The sequence below is a fragment of the Micromonospora trifolii genome (genome assembly GCF_050516465.1).
In the GTDB taxonomy this organism is placed as follows: domain Bacteria; phylum Actinomycetota; class Actinomycetes; order Mycobacteriales; family Micromonosporaceae; genus Micromonospora; species Micromonospora trifolii.
Genome location: NZ_CP191526.1, coordinates 4,513,498 through 4,531,445 on the forward strand (window position 1 = coordinate 4,513,498; position 17,948 = coordinate 4,531,445).

Annotated in this window: 14 protein-coding genes and 2 pseudogenes; 4 read left to right on the plus strand and 12 right to left on the minus strand. The window is 70.5% G+C overall.

Annotated elements, in window-relative coordinates; genetic code table 11:
• Positions 1-69 precede the first annotated feature (69 nt).
• From ACQRWP_RS20880 to ACQRWP_RS20890, 3 genes are all read right to left on the minus strand, one after another.
• Positions 70-1,197: an ABC transporter permease gene (locus ACQRWP_RS20880; RefSeq protein WP_430497089.1), complete on the minus strand. Its 1,128-nt coding sequence runs from the start codon at positions 1,195-1,197 to the stop codon at positions 70-72.
• On the minus strand, positions 1,194-2,702 hold the full coding sequence (locus ACQRWP_RS20885; protein WP_430503244.1) for a sugar ABC transporter ATP-binding protein: 1,509 nt from the start codon (positions 2,700-2,702) through the stop codon (positions 1,194-1,196). The genes ACQRWP_RS20880 and ACQRWP_RS20885 overlap by 4 nt, the downstream gene beginning before the upstream one ends.
• 133 nt (positions 2,703-2,835) lie before the next feature.
• Positions 2,836-4,014, minus strand: a complete 1,179-nt coding sequence (locus ACQRWP_RS20890; protein WP_091408992.1) for an ROK family protein — start codon at positions 4,012-4,014, stop codon at positions 2,836-2,838.
• Positions 4,015-4,559: 545 nt separating this feature from the next.
• Here ACQRWP_RS20890 and ACQRWP_RS20895 point away from each other — a divergent pair.
• On the plus strand, positions 4,560-5,033 hold the full coding sequence (locus ACQRWP_RS20895) for a hypothetical protein (RefSeq protein ID WP_430497091.1): 474 nt from the start codon (positions 4,560-4,562) through the stop codon (positions 5,031-5,033).
• 73 nt (positions 5,034-5,106) lie between these two features.
• Here the strand turns inward: ACQRWP_RS20895 and ACQRWP_RS20900 are convergent, their stop codons facing one another.
• The 6 genes and pseudogenes from ACQRWP_RS20900 to ACQRWP_RS20925 all read right to left on the minus strand — a co-directional run bounded on the left by ACQRWP_RS20900 (position 5,107) and on the right by ACQRWP_RS20925 (position 9,830).
• On the minus strand, positions 5,107-6,135 hold the full coding sequence (locus tag ACQRWP_RS20900) for a YihY/virulence factor BrkB family protein (RefSeq protein ID WP_430497093.1): 1,029 nt from the start codon (positions 6,133-6,135) through the stop codon (positions 5,107-5,109).
• 64 nt (positions 6,136-6,199) lie between these two features.
• Positions 6,200-7,009 carry an ABC transporter permease gene (locus ACQRWP_RS20905; RefSeq protein ID WP_430497094.1) on the minus strand — a complete coding sequence of 270 codons (810 nt, stop codon included), beginning with the start codon at positions 7,007-7,009 and terminating at the stop codon, positions 6,200-6,202.
• A gap of 68 nt (positions 7,010-7,077) precedes the next feature.
• Positions 7,078-7,866, minus strand: coding sequence for an ABC transporter permease (locus ACQRWP_RS20910; protein ID WP_430497096.1), 789 nt, complete (start codon positions 7,864-7,866; stop codon positions 7,078-7,080).
• A gap of 172 nt (positions 7,867-8,038) precedes the next feature.
• A pseudogene (locus ACQRWP_RS20915) lies at positions 8,039-8,185 on the minus strand (DUF397 domain-containing protein); the annotation flags it as partial.
• Positions 8,186-8,218: 33 nt separating this feature from the next.
• Complete coding sequence (locus ACQRWP_RS20920) at positions 8,219-8,758, minus strand: hypothetical protein (protein ID WP_430497098.1); 540 nt, start codon at positions 8,756-8,758, stop codon at positions 8,219-8,221.
• A gap of 139 nt (positions 8,759-8,897) precedes the next feature.
• Entirely contained in the window at positions 8,898-9,830 is a 933-nt protein-coding gene (locus ACQRWP_RS20925) for an ABC transporter ATP-binding protein (protein WP_430497100.1), read from the minus strand.
• A gap of 144 nt (positions 9,831-9,974) precedes the next feature.
• Here ACQRWP_RS20925 and ACQRWP_RS20930 point away from each other — a divergent pair, with 144 nt between their 5' ends.
• Both ACQRWP_RS20930 and ACQRWP_RS20935 read left to right on the plus strand, forming a co-directional pair.
• Entirely contained in the window at positions 9,975-12,305 is a 2,331-nt protein-coding gene (locus ACQRWP_RS20930) for a TRAP transporter permease (RefSeq protein ID WP_430497102.1), read from the plus strand.
• Positions 12,302-13,321: a TAXI family TRAP transporter solute-binding subunit gene (locus ACQRWP_RS20935; RefSeq protein WP_430497104.1), complete on the plus strand. Its 1,020-nt coding sequence runs from the start codon at positions 12,302-12,304 to the stop codon at positions 13,319-13,321. The genes ACQRWP_RS20930 and ACQRWP_RS20935 overlap by 4 nt, the downstream gene beginning before the upstream one ends.
• A 9-nt stretch (positions 13,322-13,330) precedes the next feature.
• Here the strand turns inward: ACQRWP_RS20935 and ACQRWP_RS20940 are convergent, their stop codons facing one another.
• Complete coding sequence (locus tag ACQRWP_RS20940) at positions 13,331-13,867, minus strand: hypothetical protein (protein ID WP_430497106.1); 537 nt, start codon at positions 13,865-13,867, stop codon at positions 13,331-13,333.
• Positions 13,868-15,770: pseudogene (dnaG, locus tag ACQRWP_RS20945) on the minus strand (DNA primase).
• Between the two features lie 113 nt (positions 15,771-15,883).
• On the opposite strand from dnaG, the gene ACQRWP_RS20950 reads away from it, so the two are divergent.
• Positions 15,884-17,089, plus strand: coding sequence for a low temperature requirement protein A (locus tag ACQRWP_RS20950; RefSeq protein WP_430497108.1), 1,206 nt, complete (start codon positions 15,884-15,886; stop codon positions 17,087-17,089).
• 7 nt (positions 17,090-17,096) lie between these two features.
• Here ACQRWP_RS20950 and ACQRWP_RS20955 read toward each other — a convergent pair whose 3' ends face one another.
• Positions 17,097-17,945, minus strand: a complete 849-nt coding sequence (locus tag ACQRWP_RS20955) for a siderophore-interacting protein (RefSeq protein ID WP_430497110.1) — start codon at positions 17,943-17,945, stop codon at positions 17,097-17,099.
• Between the last annotated feature and the right edge of the window lie 3 nt (positions 17,946-17,948).

Consider the following 17,948-nt stretch of genomic DNA (forward strand, 5'->3'; position numbering starts at 1 on the left):
TTATTGAGGGTGTGCGAGGCCCGGCCACCGTCGAATGTCTCGACGTCGCCAGGACAACGGTGCGGTGCGTCAGGTTGCGGTGGTGACCCTGTTCCGCGCGAGGAGCCGAGTGACTGACTTGAACTGGAACTGCTGGACCAGGACGGCCGCGACGATGATGCCGCCCTTGACCATGTTCTGTGCCTCGATGGAGAGGCCGTTGATGGCGAAGAGGTTCGTGATGGTGGCGAAGATGATGACGCCGAGCAGCGAGCCGACGATCGTGCCCCGGCCGCCGCTGAGCAGCGTCCCGCCGATGATCGCCGCGGCGATCGCGTCCAACTCGTACAGGTTGGCCATCGCCGCCTGCGCCGAGGTCGCCTGTGAGGTGAGCATGATGGCGGCGATACCGCAGCACAGACCGGAGAGCGCGTAGAGCAGCATGGTGTGCCGCCGGACGTTGATGCCGGCCAACCGGGCCGCCTCCGGGTTACCGCCGACGGCGATGGTTCGCCGGCCGAAGGTCGTGCGGTTGAGCACTACCCAACCGGCCAGCACGACCGCGCCGAGGATGTAGACCAGGATCGGGATCCCGATCACCTTGCGCGCCGCGATGTCGTTGATGAACGTGCTGCTCGACACCTGGGTCTGCTTGTTGGAGATCGACGCCGCGAGCCCACGTGCGGCCACCAGCATCGCGAGCGTCGCGATGAAGGGGACCAGCCGCCCGTACGAGATGAGCACACCGTTGACGAGGCCCACGCAGATACCGACGGCGAGGGCGGCGAAGATCATGCCGCCGGCGCCGTAGCTCTGGGTGGCCACCGTGGTGCACCAGACCCCGGCCAGCGCGACGATCGCGCCGACCGACAGGTCGATGCCACCGCCGATGATCACGAAGGTCATCCCGACCGTGACCACGCCGACGACCGAGGCCAACTGGAGGATGGCCAGGACGTTGTTCCAGACCCAGTTCGGGTCGCCGTACAGGTCGGGCTTGGTGACAGCGCCGACCACGATGAGCGCGGCCAGCACCCCGATCAGACCGAGGTTGCGCTTGGCACCGTCGCCACCGTCACCCCGCCACCAGGAGAGCTTGCCCCCGGATCCTGCCTTGTTACCGGCCACCGCCGTCTCCGCCGGGTCCACCGGCGGCGACTGCGCCGGAAGCTGCGGGCGCTCCGGTGTCGCGGTGGGAGTGGGAGTCGCGTCGCTCATGCCGGTGCGCCTTCCATCAAGGACCCCGCCATCACGAGGTCAAGCACGGTGTTCTCGTCGAGTTCGCCGGCCGCGGCTTCGCGGACGACCCGCCCTTCCCGCATCACCAGCACCCGGTCGGCCAGACCCAGCACCTCGGGCACCTCGCTGGAGACCAGCAGCACCCCCACGCCCTGAGCGGCCAATGCCCGGATGACCTGGTAGAGCTCGGCCCGGGCGCCCACGTCCACGCCCCGGGTCGGCTCGTCGAGAAGCAGCAACTTGGTGCCGCCGAGCAGCCAACGCCCGACCACCACCTTCTGCTGGTTGCCGCCGGACAGCGTGCGTACCGGCCGGTCGACGTCCCGGGGCCGCAGCTCCAGGGTCTCCGCGATCCGGTCCGCCTCGGCGCGTTCCTTGGCGGCGTTGGTGAAGCCGAGCCGCGCGTACCGGCCGAAGGTGGCCAGCGTGACGTTGCGGTAGATCGGCTCGCCGAGCAGCAGCGCCTGACTCTTGCGTTCCTCCGGGGCCATTCCCATGCCGGCGCGAACCGCCGCGCCGACGCCGGGCCGCAGGACCTTTCCGTCCATCTGCACGGTGCCGGCCTCCGGGAGGCGGGCACCGTAGATCGTCTCCAGCAGTTCGGAACGACCGGAGCCGACCAGCCCCGCGATGCCCACGATCTCCCCGGCACGCACGGTCAGCGACACGTCGGCGAACTCGCCCGTGCGGGTCAACCCCTCCACCTGGAGCAGGTCGGCACCCGCGGGGTCGTCGGTCGGCCGGTCCGGGAAGACGTACTCGATGGTGCGGCCGGTCATCCGGCTCACCAGGTCGCGGGTCGGGGTGTCGCGCGCCGGCAGGTTCGCCGCCGTGGTCCGGCCGTCCTTGAGTACGGTGACCCGGTCGCCGATCTCGCGGATCTCCTCCAACCGGTGGGAGATGTAGATGACGGCGATGCCCTGCGCGGTCAGCTCTCGGATGATCCGGAACAGGTTGCCGACCTCGTCGTGGGCCAGCACCGCGCTCGGCTCGTCCATGATGATCAGTCGGGCCTCGTGCGACAGCGCCCGCGCCATGCTGACGATCTGCTTGCCGGCCGCCGGCAGTGACCGGACCATCCGCCCCGGCGGGATCTCACCGTGGCCGAGCCGGCTGAGGATCTGCCGGGTGTGCCGGGCCATCCGGCCGCGCCGGACGAAACCGAAGTTGCGGTACTCGTGCCCAAGGAACGCGTTCTCCGCCACCGACAGGTCCTCGACGAGGTCGAGCTCCTGGTAGATCGTGGCGATGCCCGCCTTCATGGCGGCCTGCGGGTTGGCGAACGTGGCCGGCTCACCGCGCCACTCCACCTGCCCGGAATCCGGTTGGTGCACCCCGGCGAGCACCTTGATGAGGGTGGACTTGCCGGCGCCGTTCTGCCCGAGCAGGCAGTGCACCTCGCCGGCACGCACCTCCAGCTGCACGCCGTCGAGCGCGCGTACGCCGGGGAAGGTCTTCACCAGATCGGTGAGGCGCAGGACCACCTCGCCCGCGACGGTGTCGGCGGGAGCCTCGACCAGCGGCGCCTCGGCGACGGCCTCGGCCGACGCGGTGGCGGGGTCATCCTCGGGCAGAGCCACAGTCTCCTCCTCGCTCACGACGGAATCTCGAACAGCTTCATGCGGCTTCCCCGAAGGCGACGTCGCTCGCGAGCACCGCCGCGCCGGCGACACCGGCGCGGCCGCCCAGCTCGGACAGGACGACGGGAAGGTTGCCGGTGGCCAGCGGCAGTGACCGGCGGTAGACCACACTGCGGATCTCGGCGAGCAGGATGTGGCCCAGTTGGGCCAGCCCGCCGCCGATCACGATCATGGACGGGTTGGTGAAGCTGACCAGGCCGGCGAGCACTCCGCCGACCCGCCGTCCGCCGTCCCGGATCAACTGGATGCAGGTCACGTCGCCCTCGACGGCGCCCTCGGCGACGTCCAGCGCGGTGACGACACCCCGCAGCGCCAACCGCTCGGCCAGCGCCGGCGACGTCCCACTGCGGGCGGCAGCTGCGGCGTCCTTGGCCAACGCGGCGCCGCTGAACAGCGCCTCCAGACAGCCGACGTTGCCACAGGAGCACATCGGACCGTGCGAGTCGACCTGGATGTGGCCGATGTCGCCGGCACAGCCGTCGGTGCCCCGGTAGACCTCGCCGGTGAGGTAGATGCCGCACCCGATGCCGGTGCCGATCTTCACGAAGAGGAAGTCGTCCACCGAGTGGGCGACCCCACCGTGCCGCTCGCCGATCGCCATGATGTTGACGTCGTTGTCGACGACGGCCGGGCAGCCGTGCTCCCGGCTGAGCAGCTCGCGCACCGGGAACCGGTCCCAGCCCGGCATGATCGGTGGTGAGACCGGAACGCCGTCGCGGAAGCTGACCGGGCCGGGTACGCCGATGCCGACGGCGTCCAGTCGCTCGTACGCGCCGTCGACCCGGGCCTTGTGCAGCAGTTCGTTGACCCGTTGCAGGGTCACCTTCGGGCCGTTTCGGATGTCGGCTGCCTCGGCGTAGTGGGCCACCGGTTCGAGGCGGCCGTTGACCACCTCGACGTCCATCGAACTGGCGCCGAGGTCGACGGCGGCGAAGCGCAGCTTCGGGTTCAGCTCGACAAGCGTCGAGCGACGCCCACCTCGGGATGCGGCGAGCCCGGCCTCGGCCACGTAACCCAGCGTCACCAGGCGATCCAGCTCGGCCAGCATGCGCGGACGCGGCATCTGGAGTCGGTCGCCCAGCTCAGCCCGGGACACGGCGCCCTCGTCGCGAAGCAGTCGCAACAGGCGCACGTGTAGGGGGTCGACGGTGCGCACCCGGGGCCCCCTCTTCTTTGGCAGCGTTCACATCGACGCAATGTCGATGTGTTGTGTCCGACACAGTAAGAGCGGTCGGATCGCCTGTCCAGAGCTTCGGCTGTTCCGACGCTAACTTTTGCTCAAACGGACAGAAGTTTCGGTCGCGCTTGCGACGGGATGGACCGACTTCGCTGTGCACCCCTCGTCGCACCGGTACCCACCGACCGGGTGAGGCGACGGACGAGCCCACCCCGACCCCCACCGCGGCGACGTCAACCTCCGGGCGCATCCGACGGGCGAGTGTCGTCACCATCGACCACCACCGGTGGTAATCGATATCGATGCGCTTAAGCAGCGATTACGCCACCGAGGCGGACGCCCGCAGCCCACCCGAATCGTCGGCTCCACCGTCGCCGCAATTGGTAAGGACGTTGACAGTCATCAACATGGTCGTTAACGTTCCTGGGCATCGACAGCTACGGGACTTGTCGCGCACCGCAATTCTCCAATCGCGATGACCTACCGTTCTGGCGTGCCCGAATACCCCGACGGGAAGGACCCCAATGAATCGACCGACGCGCTTTGTCGCGGCCGTGTCCGCAGTAGCGTTCGTCGCGCTGTTCTCGCCATCGGCAGCCCAGGCGGCGCCATCCCCGAAGGGCTCCGACCTTGGTGTCGCCGCTGCGGCGCCCGTCCGGCAGGCCGCTTCCAGCACTGCTGAGGGCGACTTCGGCACCCTCGGGAACTGCACCGCCGGGATCTTCTGCGGCGAGGTGAAGAACCGGCTCGGCCGATCCATCAAGCTCTCGGGCAACTGGCCGACCAACAGCAAGACGATGTGGCTGCCGGCCGGGCAGGGCAGCGCATCCGACTCGAGGTACTACTACGAATTCCGGGACACCGACGGATTCCAGGTGCCCAGCGGTTACATTTACTACGACAGCGTGGGTAACAAATATTATCCCGGCTGGCACAAGGTGAATGACCTGCAAGTGGTCACGCTCAACGGCTGGTGCCTCACTTCAGCCTGCAGTTAACGGTTATCTCCAAAATGCGCGCGTCCTTGGCTGCCGGGTCCTGCACGGGTCCGGCAGCCAAGGACGCACCGGCTCAATCGACCGAGCCGCGCTGGTTGTGCTTCTTCTTGAGCTTGCGGTCGTCGCGCAGCTCGACGTACGGCTCGTCGTCCACAGCGTGGCCGGCCGAGATGGCGCGGCCCCGCTCCAGCTCGGCGTCGAACTCGGCGCCCAACAGGATCGCGATGTTGCTCAGCCAGAGCCAGACCAAGAAGATGATCACCCCGGCGAGCGCCCCGTACGTCTTGTTGTACGAGCCGAAGTTGCTCACGTAGAAGGCGAACAGGCCGGAGATCACCAGCCAGATCACCACGGCCAGCACGCCACCCGGGCTGACCCAGCGGAAGCCGCCGTGACGCGCGTTCGGCGAGGCCCAGTAGAGGATCGCGAACATCAGGCTGACCAGGATCAGCAGGACCGGCCACTTGGCGACGTCCCACACAGTGACGGCCGTCGAGCCCAACCCGATCACGTCACCGACCGATTCGGCGAGACGCCCGGTGAAGACCACGATCACCGCGCTGACCAGCAGCAGCACCCCGACCACCGCTGTCACGCCGAGCCGGATCGGGAGCGTCTTCCAGATCGGCCGCCCCTCCGGCACGTCGTAGATGGTGTTGGACGCACGCATGAACGCGCCGATGTAACCGGAGGCGGACCAGAACGCGGCCAGCAGACCGATGATCGCCGCGATGCTGGCCAGACCGCCGTTCTTGTCCGCCGTGCCGATCGCGTCGGTGAGGATCTGCCGGATGCTGCCCTCCGGCACCGCCTGGTTGACGGTGTCCCTGACGCCCTCGGTGGCGCTCTCGCCGAGCAGGCCGAGCAGGGAGATCAGCACCAGCAGGCCAGGGAAGATGGACAGCACCCCGTAGTAGGTCAGTGCCGCGGCCCAGTCGGTCAGGCTGTCGTCCTGGAATTCGCTGATCGTCCGGCGCAACGCCGCCTTCCAGCCACTGCCGGGCAGGTCGGTGGGGCTGTCCGGGCCCGCGTCGGGCCCGACCGGCGTGGTGGCGGGATCACGCTCACGCTCACGTTGGGCGGAAGACTCGTCCGAGGCCATCGCCCCTCCTCCTGGTCGGCGGTGTCACCTCTGGACATGCCCCGTCGACGGGCGCGGATAACCCCTACTTGTAGAGCAACCTCGCCATTCGGCGAGAAGCCACCAGCAGGCCGATCGCCACCATCGCCAGCAGGTAGAGCACGTCGAGCAACCAGAGCCAACCCCCACTGCCCAGCGCGACCCCCCGGATCAGGTGCACCGACCGGTACAGCGGGGTGATCTCGACGAGCCAGTGCAGCAGCGTCGGATAGGCCTGCGCCGGTACGAAGGTGCCGGAGAAGAGGAAGAGCGTGAACTGTGCGGAGCCCATCAGGTCGAAATCCTGCCAGCTGCGCATGAAGGTGGAGATCGCCATGCCGAGCGCCCCGAACGCGAACCCGACGAGCACCGCGGCCGGGAGGGCGGTCAGCGCGCGGGTGACGCTGGTCAACTCCAGCGCGACCATCACCCCGAGGAACGCCGCCGAGTAGGCGCTGCCCCGCAGCATCGCCCAACCCAACTCGCCCACGGCGATCTCGATCGGCCGTACCGGGGTGGCGATCATCCCGTCGTACAGCTTCATGTACTTCATCTTGCCGAAGAAGTTGAAGGTGGTCTCCGCGAGCGCCCCGGTCATCGCCGAGGAGGCGAGCATCGCCGGGGCCACGAACTCGGCGTACGAGACCAGCCGCCCGTCGGGCAGCGGCAGGTCGCCGACCAGCGCGCCGACGCCCACCCCGATGGAGAGCAGGTAGAGCAGCGGCTCCACGAAGCCGGAGAGCAGCAGCAGCCAGTAGACCGACTTCAGCGCCGCGACGTTGCGCCCGATCACCGACGCCGACCGCCGGGACGCGGCGGAGACGTCGACCAGCCGGGGCAGGATCAGCGTGATCACGACACCCTCTCTGCTTGCTCTTCAGACGACGAGTTGCTCTTGCTTGCTCGGCTGCCGGGCTTGCTCGGCTACACGACGAGCTTGCGACGGAACGCTCGCACCGCCAGCAACCAGCCGGCGACCGCCCAGGCGGCCAGGTAGAGCAGGTGCCCGGCGATCGACCACTGTGGGGCGACGCCGAGCGTGGCCGCGCGGCACAGGTCCACGGCGTGCCACAACGGCGTCGCGTACGCCAGCCAGCGCAGCGCCTCGGGCAACGACTCGACCGGGAAGAACACCCCGGCGAAGAGCGTCATCGGGATGACCGCGAACCGGAACAGCATCGCCAGCCAACTGTCGGTCGACACCGACGCGGCGTACGCGAAGGTCGGCGCGGCGACGGCCAGCCCGAGCAACGCCACCACCGGCAGGGTGGCCACCGCCCACGGCGACCGCAACGCCCCGAACAGCCCGGTGACCAGCAGGAACGCCACAATCGTGGTGAGCACCCGGAACAGCACGAAGGCCAGGTGCCCGGCCACGATGTCACCTACCCGCAGCGGTGACGCGCCCTGCGCGAAGTAGGTCTTGACCCACTGGAAGTTGCTGAACACCGGCCAGGTCGAGTCACCGACGGTCACCTGGAGCGCGGTCGAAGCGATCAGCCCGGGGACCAACCAGTCGAGGTAACGCACCCCGCCGACGCCCTGGTCGATGTAGGCGCCGACGCCCACCCCGAACCCGAGGACGGTCAGCACCGGCAGCAGGAACGAGGAGAACACGCCGGCCCGCCAGGTGCGCCGCAGACCCACCAGGTAGTGCTCGAACACCGCGTACGCCGGCACCCATGGGAACCGCGCCGATTGCTCCACACTCACCCGATCACCCCGCCCACCGCGTCGGCCACCACGACCTGTCTACCCCCGGGGTACGACAGACCGCCGGTCACCCTACGACGACCGCGTCGACGTGTCGCCCGGGTTTCCCCGCCTTGATCGACTCGGTTTCCAGGAAGTCGTGGTGTCCGAGCCGCCCTGATGCCCCGACTTCCTACAAGCCGAGTTGATCTAGACGGTGTGGCCGCTGGTTACCGGCGGCGGAGTCGGAGCCGACGAACGTGCGCCACACGTCGGGCGGGAACACGAGCACGGGGCCGGCCGGATCCTTGGAGTCGCGGACAGCTACCAGCGTCAACGGCCGGGCCGGGTCGACCCCGGCGGGCTGCGCGGGTCAGGCCGGCCGGTACCCGCGGATCAGCGCCTGCACGGCGTAGGCGAGCAGCAGCACTCCCGCGCCGACGCCGACCACCAGCCCGGCGGAGACCGCCGAGGCGAGGCCGGTGACGAGGCCCGCCACCGCCACCAGGCACAGCGCGGCACCGAGCGGGCGAAGCAACGGATCCCGCAGGAGCGGGGCGAGCGGAAAGAAGTGCAGACCGACCACCAGGCAGACCAGCACCGGAACGTACTCGGACCAGTTGGCGGCGACCAGCACGGCGGCACCCAGCCCGGCGGCGGCGAACTCGGCCACGACGATGAGCAGGTACGGGCGGTCGGCGGCCCGGTCCCGGGGGCTGCCGGCACCCCGCAGTCGGGAGGACAGCACTCCGCCCAGCACGGCGGTGAGCAGTGCGACGATGCTGCCCACCACGAGCAGGGCACGCAGCGGTTGCTCCGCCGCCGGCACACTGAACCAGACCATCGCGAAGATGCCCAGGTAGAGGGCGGTGAGCCCGGCTTGACGTCGGTTGGCGGTCACCAGATCAGACATGAAACTCCCCCGGGTTACGACAGACCGCCGTCACCCTACGGTCCTGGCCGGCGCTTGATCGACTCGGGTTTCAGGAAATCGGGCTGTCCGCTCCGCCGTATCACCCCGACTTCCAGGAAGCCGAGTCGATCTTCGGCGGTCAGTCGACCAGGGTGCGGCCGGTCAGGTGCAGGAAGACGTCCTCCAGGCCGCTGCGCCGGACCAGCACGTTCGCCGGCTGGAGCCCCAACGCGGTGACCTGGGCGACCGCCGCGTCGCCGTCCGGCACGTAGAGCAGGACCCGGTCGGGCAACACCTCGACCCGCTCCCCCAGCCCGTCGAGCTTGCCGGCGAACGGCTCCTGCGACTCGGCGGCGAAGCGCAGCTCGACCACCTCACGGGTCGAGTGCTGCTCGATCAGCGCCCGGGGCGAGCCCTCCGCGACGATCCGGCCGCCGTCCATCACCACCAGGCGGTCACAGAGCTGCTCGGCCTCATCCATGTAGTGCGTGGTGAGCACCAACGTGACGCCCTGCTGCTTGAGCCGGAACAGCCGCTCCCACACCAGGTGCCGGGCCTGCGGGTCCAGCCCGGTGGTGGGCTCGTCGAGCAGCACGATCTCCGGATCGTTGACCAGCGCGCGGGCGATGGTCAACCGGCGCTTCATCCCACCGGACAGCGGCTCGACCTTGCTGTCGGCCCGCTCGGTGAGCTGGACGAAGTCGAGCAGCTCGGCGGCGCGCTCCCGGGCCGCCCGTCGGGAGATGCCGAAGTAGCGGGCGTAGACGGTCAGGTTTTCCCGGACGGTCAGCTCCGGATCGAGATTGTCCAGCTGGGGGCACACCCCGAGGCGCGCCCGGATCGCCGGCCCGTCAGCCACCGGATCCATGTCGAGGATGCGCAGCTCACCCCCGCTGGGTGGGGAGATGCAGCCGATCATCCGCATAGTGGACGACTTGCCCGCGCCGTTGGGCCCGAGGAAGCCGAACGCCTCACCCGGGCGCACCTCGACGTCGATGCCGTCCACGGCGGTGAAATCGCCGAACCGCTTCACCAGCCCGCGAGCCTGAATCAGTGGTCGCCCCGAAGTCACCGCCCGACCCTAACCGCCGGGTGCGACAGCCCTCCACGCAAATATCCGCCGGCGACCGGCCGGTCACCCCGGTGTCCGTACCACCGGCGGCGAAACGCCGATCGATGCCCCACCCGTCAGCCAATCGACGTGTATCGTCCTTTTGTGTCGCCCATCAGCTCGCCCGATGGTTCGCCGTTACCTGCCCGACCAGCCAACTCTCCCGTTGATGGGCCCGCAGCGAGCCCCGGCGGCGGGCCACCCCGACCACGACCGGAAGCCGAGCCGACGGAGCCCGGCGAACCGTCCGGCACCCACCCGCCCAACCCCACCACCCTCGCGACCGAGCCCGACCAGATCGAGCCCGACGCAAACAAGCCCGACGCGAGCAAACCCGACCCCAGCAAACCCGACGCGAGCAAGCCCGACCCGAGCGGGCCGGACGTGGCCGAGCAGGCGACTCGGGACCTGGCCGCCCAGTTCGAGGACGAGAAACCGGGACGGGTGCTCTCCGGGCCGGCGGGGCTGCTCCTCACCGCGGCGGCGTTGGCGGTGGGCGCTCTCGCCCTGTGGCAGGTGTTCCGCCCCCTGTCGCAGGGCAGCAAGTATTACCTGATCATCTTCCTGGCCGGCGTACTCCCGCTGGTCTTCCTCGCCTACCCGGCCGACCTGCGGCTGCCGGCCCGCCTACGCACCCGGCGACGACAGGCGTCGGCGCGGCCCACCGTGACCGACTGGGCTCTGGGTGCCCTGGCGGTCGCGGCCTGTCTCTATCCGGTCCTGCCGATCCGGATCGGCAGCGGTGGCGGCGGCTACAACGCGTTCCTCGACCGGCAGGGTCTGCTGGCGCCGACGGATCTGGTGCTGGGCACCGTCCTGCTGCTCCTGCTGCTCGAAGCGTGTCGACGTACCACCGGTTGGATCCTGCCCGCGGTCTGCCTGCTGTTCCTCGGCTACGGCTACTACGGCGGGTTGCTGCCGCAGTCCTGGCCGGTCGCGCACGCCGGGCTCGACTTCAGTCAACTGGTCGACGCGTTCTACAACTCCGACAGTGGCTTCTACGGCACACCACTCGACGTGGCCGCCTCGTACATCGTGCTGTTCACCATCTACGGCGCGGTGCTGGAGCTGTCCGGGGCCGGGCGGTTCTTCGTCGAGCTGTCGGCCGCGGCATTCCGGCGCTCGCGTACCGCCGCCGGCCGGACGGCGGTGGCCTCGGGTTTCCTGCTCGGCACCGTCTCCGGCTCCGGCGCGGCGACGACCGTGAGCATCGGCGCGGTCACCTGGCCACTGCTGCGCCGTGCTGGCTACCCGCCGGAGCGGGCCGGCGGCATGCTGGCCGCGGCCGGGGTGGGTGCCATTCTCTCCCCGCCCACCCTGGGTGCGGCGGCGTTCATCATCGCCGAGTACCTGGGCGTCTCGTACCTCCAGGTGCTGGGCTGGGCAACGGTGCCGACGGTGCTCTACTACCTCGGCATCCTGCTCGCCGTGGAGATCGACGCACGCCGCTCCGGCGTACGCCCCGTGGTGATCGACGTCGGCTCGCCCTGGCGGCTGCTGGCCCGGTTCGGCTACCACTTCGCCTCGCTGATCGCCATCATCGTGTTCCTCGCGATCGGCGTGTCTGCGACCAGGGCTGTCGTCTTCGCCATCGTGCTCACCGTCGCGTTGTCGTTCCTGGACCGCGCGCACCGGCTCACCCCGGGCCGGCTGGTGACCTCGCTCGTCACCGGCGTACGCGGCGTCCTCGCCGTCACCGCTGTCTGCGCCGCCGCCGGCATCATCACGGCGACCACCACGAAGACCGGCCTCGGGCCGCAGGCGGCGGCGCTGCTGATCGGCGGGGCGCAGGCGGCCACCTCGGACCCGACGCTGGTGCTGGTGCTCACCGCGCTGCTCGCCGCCGTCGCGCTCACCCTGCTGGGCCTGGCCGTGCCGGTCACCGCGTCGTTCGTGATCGGTTGGGTGATCGTCGGTCCGGCCCTGCTCGACCTGGGCGTCACCGCGCCGGCGGCGGCGATGTTCGTCTTCTACTTCGCGGTGCTGTCCGAAGTGTCCCCACCGACCGCGCTCGCCGCGGTGGCCGCCGCCGCGGTCACCGGCGGCCGGCTGGTGCCGACCATGTGGCAGACCCTGCGGTACGCGCTGCCGGCGTACCTCACCCCGATCGCGTTCGTCATCACGCCGGCCGGGCTCGGTCTGCTCGGCATCGGCGGCATTCAGCGGATCGCCTTCGCCGCCGGAGTCACCGCGCTCAGCGTGGCGGTGCTCGCCGTCGCCGCCGGTGGCTGGCTGCCCGGCGTGGGGCCGGCCGGCGCCCCGGAACGGGTGCTCGGCGCCCTCGCCGGCGTCACCCTGCTCTGGCTCGAACCCGTGCCGGTCACGGTCGGCGCGACGCTGGCCGTCGTCGCGGCGGCGGGTGTGTTCATCCGACGCGGCTCCGCCGACCGGTCATCGTCCGGATCACCAGCCAACCCTGTGGAGGAAAAACTGTGAGACGAATCGACGTACGGCTCGCGGCGGGCCTGAGCGTGCTCGCCCTCGTCACGGTCGCTGCCGCGGGTTGCGGAGGTCAGCAGGGCGGCGCGGCAAAGGACGACGCGGCCAGCGAGGTCACCTGCGAGGTGACCCGGGAGACCCGCGTCGGCATCGCCACCGGCAACGCGACGGGCGTCTACTACGTGGTCGGCAACGCCCTGGCCGGGCAGTTGTCCGGGGCGACCGGCGGCAAGCTCACCGGCACCGCCGCCGAGACCGGCGCGTCGGTGCAGAACGTCGAGCAACTGGTCAGTGGCCAGTACGACGTGGCGTTCTCGCTGTTCGACACGGCGGTCAACGCGGTGCAGGGCAAGGGCAGCTTCACCGCGCCGCAGCCGGTGGAGGCGCTGACCCGCATCTACGACAACTACACCCAGGTGGTGGTCCGCAACGACTCCGGGATCACCTCGGTGGCCGACATGCGGGGCAAGCGGATCTCCACCGGGTCACCGAAGTCCGGCACGGAGGTGATCGCCAACCGGCTGTTGGAGGCCGCCGGCCTCGACCCGGCCAAGGACATCCGGGCGCAGCGACTGGACCTGACCAAGACGGTCGAGGGAATCAAGGACGGCAGCGTCGACGGCTTCTTCTGGTCCGGTGGCCTGCCCACCGGGGGCCTCACCGACCTGTTCACCACGGCCGGCGACTCGGTGAAGTTCGTCGACATCTCGCCGTTGCTGCCGAAGATGACCGCGTTGAGCCCCGCCTACCAGGCCGGGACGATCGGCCGGGACGCGTACCGGACGGCGACCGACACCCCGACCATCGTCGTACCCAACGTGTTGTTGGTCCGCAAGGACCTGGACGCCAACGTCGCCTGCGCGATCACCCGGACGGTCTTCGACAAGCGGGACACGCTGGCCCAGGCGAACCCGGCGGCCCGGGGCATCTCGCTGGAGACCGCCCGCAAGACCGACCCGGTGCCGCTGCACCGCGGCGCCGAGAAGGCGCTGAAGGACCTCGGCGCGAACTGAGCCGGCCGGTCAGACGTCGGCCGGCGCGGTGGCGGCGCGGGCCACACCGACCAGCCGGTCGGTCTCGGCGAGCAGGGCCTCGTCGTCCGCCGAGGTGCCGGGGTCGAGTCGGACCGTCCAGGTCAGACCGTCGACCCCGGCCACGCGCCGGGCCGCGACCCGCGCCGCGCCGCCGGGCACCGGCTGGTGCTCGGTGTACGCGACCGAACGGGTCACCCGAGCCCGCACCTGGTGCGGCAACTCCCCCGGGTCGAGCAGCAGGTACGTCTCGGCCGGACCGTCGGCGACCACCGTGTAGCCGTCCCGCTCGACGAGCGGCTCGGCGGGGGTGACGGTCAACTCCCGGCCGGACCAGACCGCCTTGAGAATGGTGTGCCACCCGAACCGGTGCCCTCGACCGGGCAGCCACAACCCCAGATTGGTGGCGACCACCACCCCGTCGCCCTCGCCGTTTCCGGCGGCGGCCCAGGCCAACACCCGCTCGTCGGCGGTCAGCGGCGGCCGGTCGGCCGGCGGCAGCTTCGGCTTGCGGCTGAACAGTCCCATCTAGAGGCCTCCCGCAGCCTGCTCGCGCAGCGCCCGGGCGTGCTGCTCCAGGGACAGCAGCTCACCGAAGGCGGCGAAGTACTCGTCCTTGTTGTTGACCGGGTTGATCCGCTGGATACGTGACTTGAGGTCCCGGACCCGGGCGGTCACCGACCCGAACTGCACCCGGGCCATGGTGATCGACACGTAGCGCGGGTCCGGTTCGCCGTCGATCCGCAGTGGTTCGACGGCCAACTCACCGACCAGCGCCGCGGCCGCCAGGTCGTCGCAGGCGTCGCGGACCGACTCGATCCAGACGGCGCCGCCGGCAGCCGACGCGGCACCACCGGCCGCCGCGATGGCCGCCCGCACCGCGACGTGCACCGGGTGGCGGTATTCGGTGGCTTCGACCGCGTCGAACATCGGCCCAGCCAGGACCGGTTGCTGGAGGGCTAGTTTGAGCGCCTCCCGCTCGACCATCGACTGCGGGCTGTCGAGTGCCGGCTCGGGGCGCGCCGAGGCGGGCCGGGCGCCGGGGGCGGCGTCGCGGGCACTGGACGGCGGAGTGTTGCTGGCGGCGAGCACCGCCCGCTGCACCGGCTCGATCTCCATGCCGAGGTCCATGGCGAGCTTGCGAACGTACTCCGGGCGTTTTTCCCGGTCCTTGAGTCGCGCGACCAGCGGCGCGGCGTGGCGCATCGCCTCGACCCGGCCGTCGACGGTGTCCAGGTCGAAGCGGCTGATCACGTGTCGCAGCGCGAAGTCGACGAGCGGCTCGCGGCGGGCGACCAGGTCACGCACCGCCAGGTCGCCCTTGGCCAGCCGCAGATCGCACGGGTCCATATTGTCCGGGCTGACCGCGATGAACGTGCGCCCGACGAAGCGCTGATCGTCTTCGAAGGCGCGCAGCGCGGCCTTCTGCCCGGCGGCGTCGCCGTCGAAGGTAAAGATGATCTCGCCGGCCACCTCGTCGCTGTCGAACAGGAGCCGACGCAGGACCGAGATGTGGTCTGCGGCGAAGGCGGTGCCACAGGTCGCCACCGCCGTGGTCACGCCGGCCAGGTGGCAGGCCATCACGTCGGTGTAACCCTCGACGATCACCGCTCGACCCTGCTTGGCGATCTCCCGTTTGGCCTGGTCGATGCCGTAGAGCACGTGCGACTTCTTGTAGATCGGCGTCTCGGGGGTGTTCAGGTACTTCGGGCCGTCGTCGTCATCGAAGAGCTTGCGCGCCCCGAACCCGATCACGTCGCCGGCGAGGTCGCGGATCGGCCAGAGCAGCCGGCGGCGGAACCTGTCGATCAGGGTGCCGGAGCGGGACTCCCGGGACAGCCCTGCGGTCACCAACTCCTGGTGGGTGAAGCCCTGCTGGCGCAGGTGCTTGGTGAGCAGGTCCCAACCCTCCGGCGCGAAGCCACAGCCGTAGCGTTCGGCGGCGGCCCGGTCGAAGCCCCGGCGCGCCAGGAACTCCCGTGCCGGCCGGGCGCCGGCGGTGCTCAGTTGCGCGCGGTAGAACTCGACGGCTGCGGCGTGCGCGGCGACCAGGCGCTGCCGCTGGCCCTGCTGCGGGCGGGGGCGCGGGGTGCCCTTGTCGTCCTCGATGTAGCGCAGTTGGATGCCGGCGCGGCCGGCCAGCCGCTCGACGGACTCCACGAAGCTGAGGTGGTCGGCGTCCATCAGGAACTTGATCGCGTCCCCGCCGGCCCCGCAGCCGAAGCAGTACCAGACGTTGCGGGCCGGGGACACGTTGAACGACGGACTCTTCTCGTCGTGGAACGGGCACAGACCCTTGAGGTTGCCGCCGCCGGCGGACTTCAGGGTGACCGTCTCGGAGATCACATCCCCGATCGAGGTGCGTTCCCGGACCAGTGCGATGTCCTCGTCCCGGATCCGCCCAGCCATGCGCCACCCCCTCGCCGTACATCCTGCCCTGCCGGACCGGCGACACGCCGGCCGGGGGACGCCGGTGTGGCGGCGGCCGCTGCCGGCTGGGCGGTTCCGGCCCGCAAGCCGGGTCCGCGCGGGGACCATGACCAGATGCGCAGGGTACGGACCGAAGCCCCTCGCCTGCCGAGATGGCTGGCCGCTCGGATGGGGCTACCCGGGCAGACCCCGCAGGCAGACGAGGCCGGCCACCGGCACGCCACCTGGCTGGAGCTCTTCCTCGACCTCATCTTCGTGTACGCGCTGGCGGCGGTGGTGGCCCGGTTGGGCAACGAACCGACCCCGTCGCCGAGGGCCGTGCTGGCCGTGATCGGGCTCTTCGTGGTGATCCAGTGGGCCTGGATGGGGCAGGTGTACTACGACACCCGGTTCGATCCGGACGACGCGCTGCACCGACTGCTGGTGCTTGTCGCGTTGGTCGGCGCGGGCGCGATGACCCTCGGGGTCGACGAGGTCCCGGAGAGCGTGCTCCTGCCGGTCGGGTACCTGATCGTGCGGGGCGTGCTGCTCCTGCTGTACCTGCGCGCCCGTCCGACCAGCCCGAGTGCCCGGATGGTGACGACCATCTACCTGATCGGCTTCGGGTCGGGCTGGCTGATCTGGCTGGTGTCGCTGACCCTGCCCACCGAACTGCGCCCGGTGTTCTGGATCGTCGCGATGGTCATCGAACTGGCCACGCCCTGGGTCGGTGCGCCCTGGCTCAACCGCTGGCCGGTGGACAACCGGCACCTGCCGGAACGGATCGGCCAGTTCACCATCATCGTGCTGGGTAGCGCGCTGGCCAGCCTGCTCTTCGCCGTGCCGGACCACCCCCCGCCGCACATGATCCTCACCGCCGCGATGGCCTTCCTGATCCCGGCGGCGGTCTGGTGGGTCTACACCACCTTCGTCACCACCCGGCTGACCCAGAGCCGGCTGCGCGGCGGGCAGGCGTACAGCTACCTGCACATCCCGCTGGGCGGTGCGCTGCTGCTGCTCGGCTGGGCACTCGGGCAGGTGGTCCGCCTGGTCGACGACAACGCGAACCGGCTGCCACTGGAGCTGCGGCTGCTGCTGGGCGCCTCGATGGTGGTGTGGACGGCCTGCGGGCTCGCCCTGTACTGGCTGTGGACCCGACCGAGCACCGCCCGGTTGGCGATCGCCGCCTACGGGGTGGTCTCGGTCAGCCTGATCACCGCGACGGTGCACCAGCCGAGGGTGATGCTGTCGCTGCTCTCCCTGGCCGTCGTCGGGTACGCCGTACTGCTCAGCCGGCGCCTCGCCCGGGCCGGCAAGGAGATGAACACCCCCGAGGGATGAGCGGCGCTCAGGCCGCCGCGGCCGGCTCCGGAATGGCTGTCTCCTCGGCCGCCACCTGCTGGTTCCAGTCGGCCTTGGTGGAGCGCCAGCCCTCGTCGTCCATGCCGCGCCGCCAGTAGCCGGAGATGGAGAGCCGGTCGAGAGGTACGCCCCGCTCGCCGCGCAGCAACCGGCGCAACTCCCGGACGAAGGCGGCCTCGCCGTGCACGAACGCGTGCACCTGGCCGGCCGGGAACTCCAACGCCCGCACCGCCGCGACCAGCGCCTCGCCCACCGGGCGTTCGCCGCGATGCAGCCAGGTCAGCTCGACCGCCCCGGGGCTGAGCAGCTTCTGCTCCTCCGCCGGGTCGGCGATCTCCACGAAGACGTGGGCCGGGGCGCCCAGCGGCAGGCGTTCGAGGGCGGCGGCGATCGCCGGCAGGGCGCTCTCATCACCGACCAGCAGATGCCAGTCCGCCACCGGGCTCGGGGCGTACGCGCCGCCGGGGCCGACGAAGTGCACCGGATCGCCGGGGCACAGCGCGGCGGCCCACGGGCCGGCCAACCCCTCGTCGCCGTGGTGCACCACGTCGACGGTCAGCTCCCCGGACAGCGGATCCCAGCGCCGCACCGTGTACGCGCGCAGCCGGGGCCACTGCTCCCGGGGCAGGTCCCGACGGATCGCGGCGAGGTCCAACGGCTGCGGGTACGCGACCCCGGGCTGCGGGAACACCACCTTGATGTAGTGGTCGGTGAACTCGCCCACCGGCAGGCCAACCAGTTCATCCCCACCGAGGACGAGCCGGATCAGGTGCGGGGTGGGCCGCTCGGTGCGCAGCACCCGGGCCGAGGTGACGTTCCTGGAGCGTTCCGTCATGTC

What these genes read in the sequence shown, in the direction of transcription:
- ACQRWP_RS20900 (WP_430497093.1), bottom strand. Translation starts at nt 6,135, where the DNA reads ATGGCCTCGGACGAGTCTTCCGCCCAACGTGAGCGTGAGCGTGATCCC.
- ACQRWP_RS20955 (WP_430497110.1), bottom strand. Translation starts at nt 17,945, where the DNA reads ATGACGGAACGCTCCAGGAACGTCACCTCGGCCCGGGTGCTGCGCACC.
- ACQRWP_RS20950 (WP_430497108.1), top strand. Translation starts at nt 15,884, where the DNA reads ATGCGCAGGGTACGGACCGAAGCCCCTCGCCTGCCGAGATGGCTGGCC.
- ACQRWP_RS20880 (WP_430497089.1), bottom strand. Translation starts at nt 1,197, where the DNA reads ATGAGCGACGCGACTCCCACTCCCACCGCGACACCGGAGCGCCCGCAG.
- ACQRWP_RS20920 (WP_430497098.1), bottom strand. Translation starts at nt 8,758, where the DNA reads ATGTCTGATCTGGTGACCGCCAACCGACGTCAAGCCGGGCTCACCGCC.
- ACQRWP_RS20895 (WP_430497091.1), top strand. Translation starts at nt 4,560, where the DNA reads ATGAATCGACCGACGCGCTTTGTCGCGGCCGTGTCCGCAGTAGCGTTC.
- ACQRWP_RS20940 (WP_430497106.1), bottom strand. Translation starts at nt 13,867, where the DNA reads ATGGGACTGTTCAGCCGCAAGCCGAAGCTGCCGCCGGCCGACCGGCCG.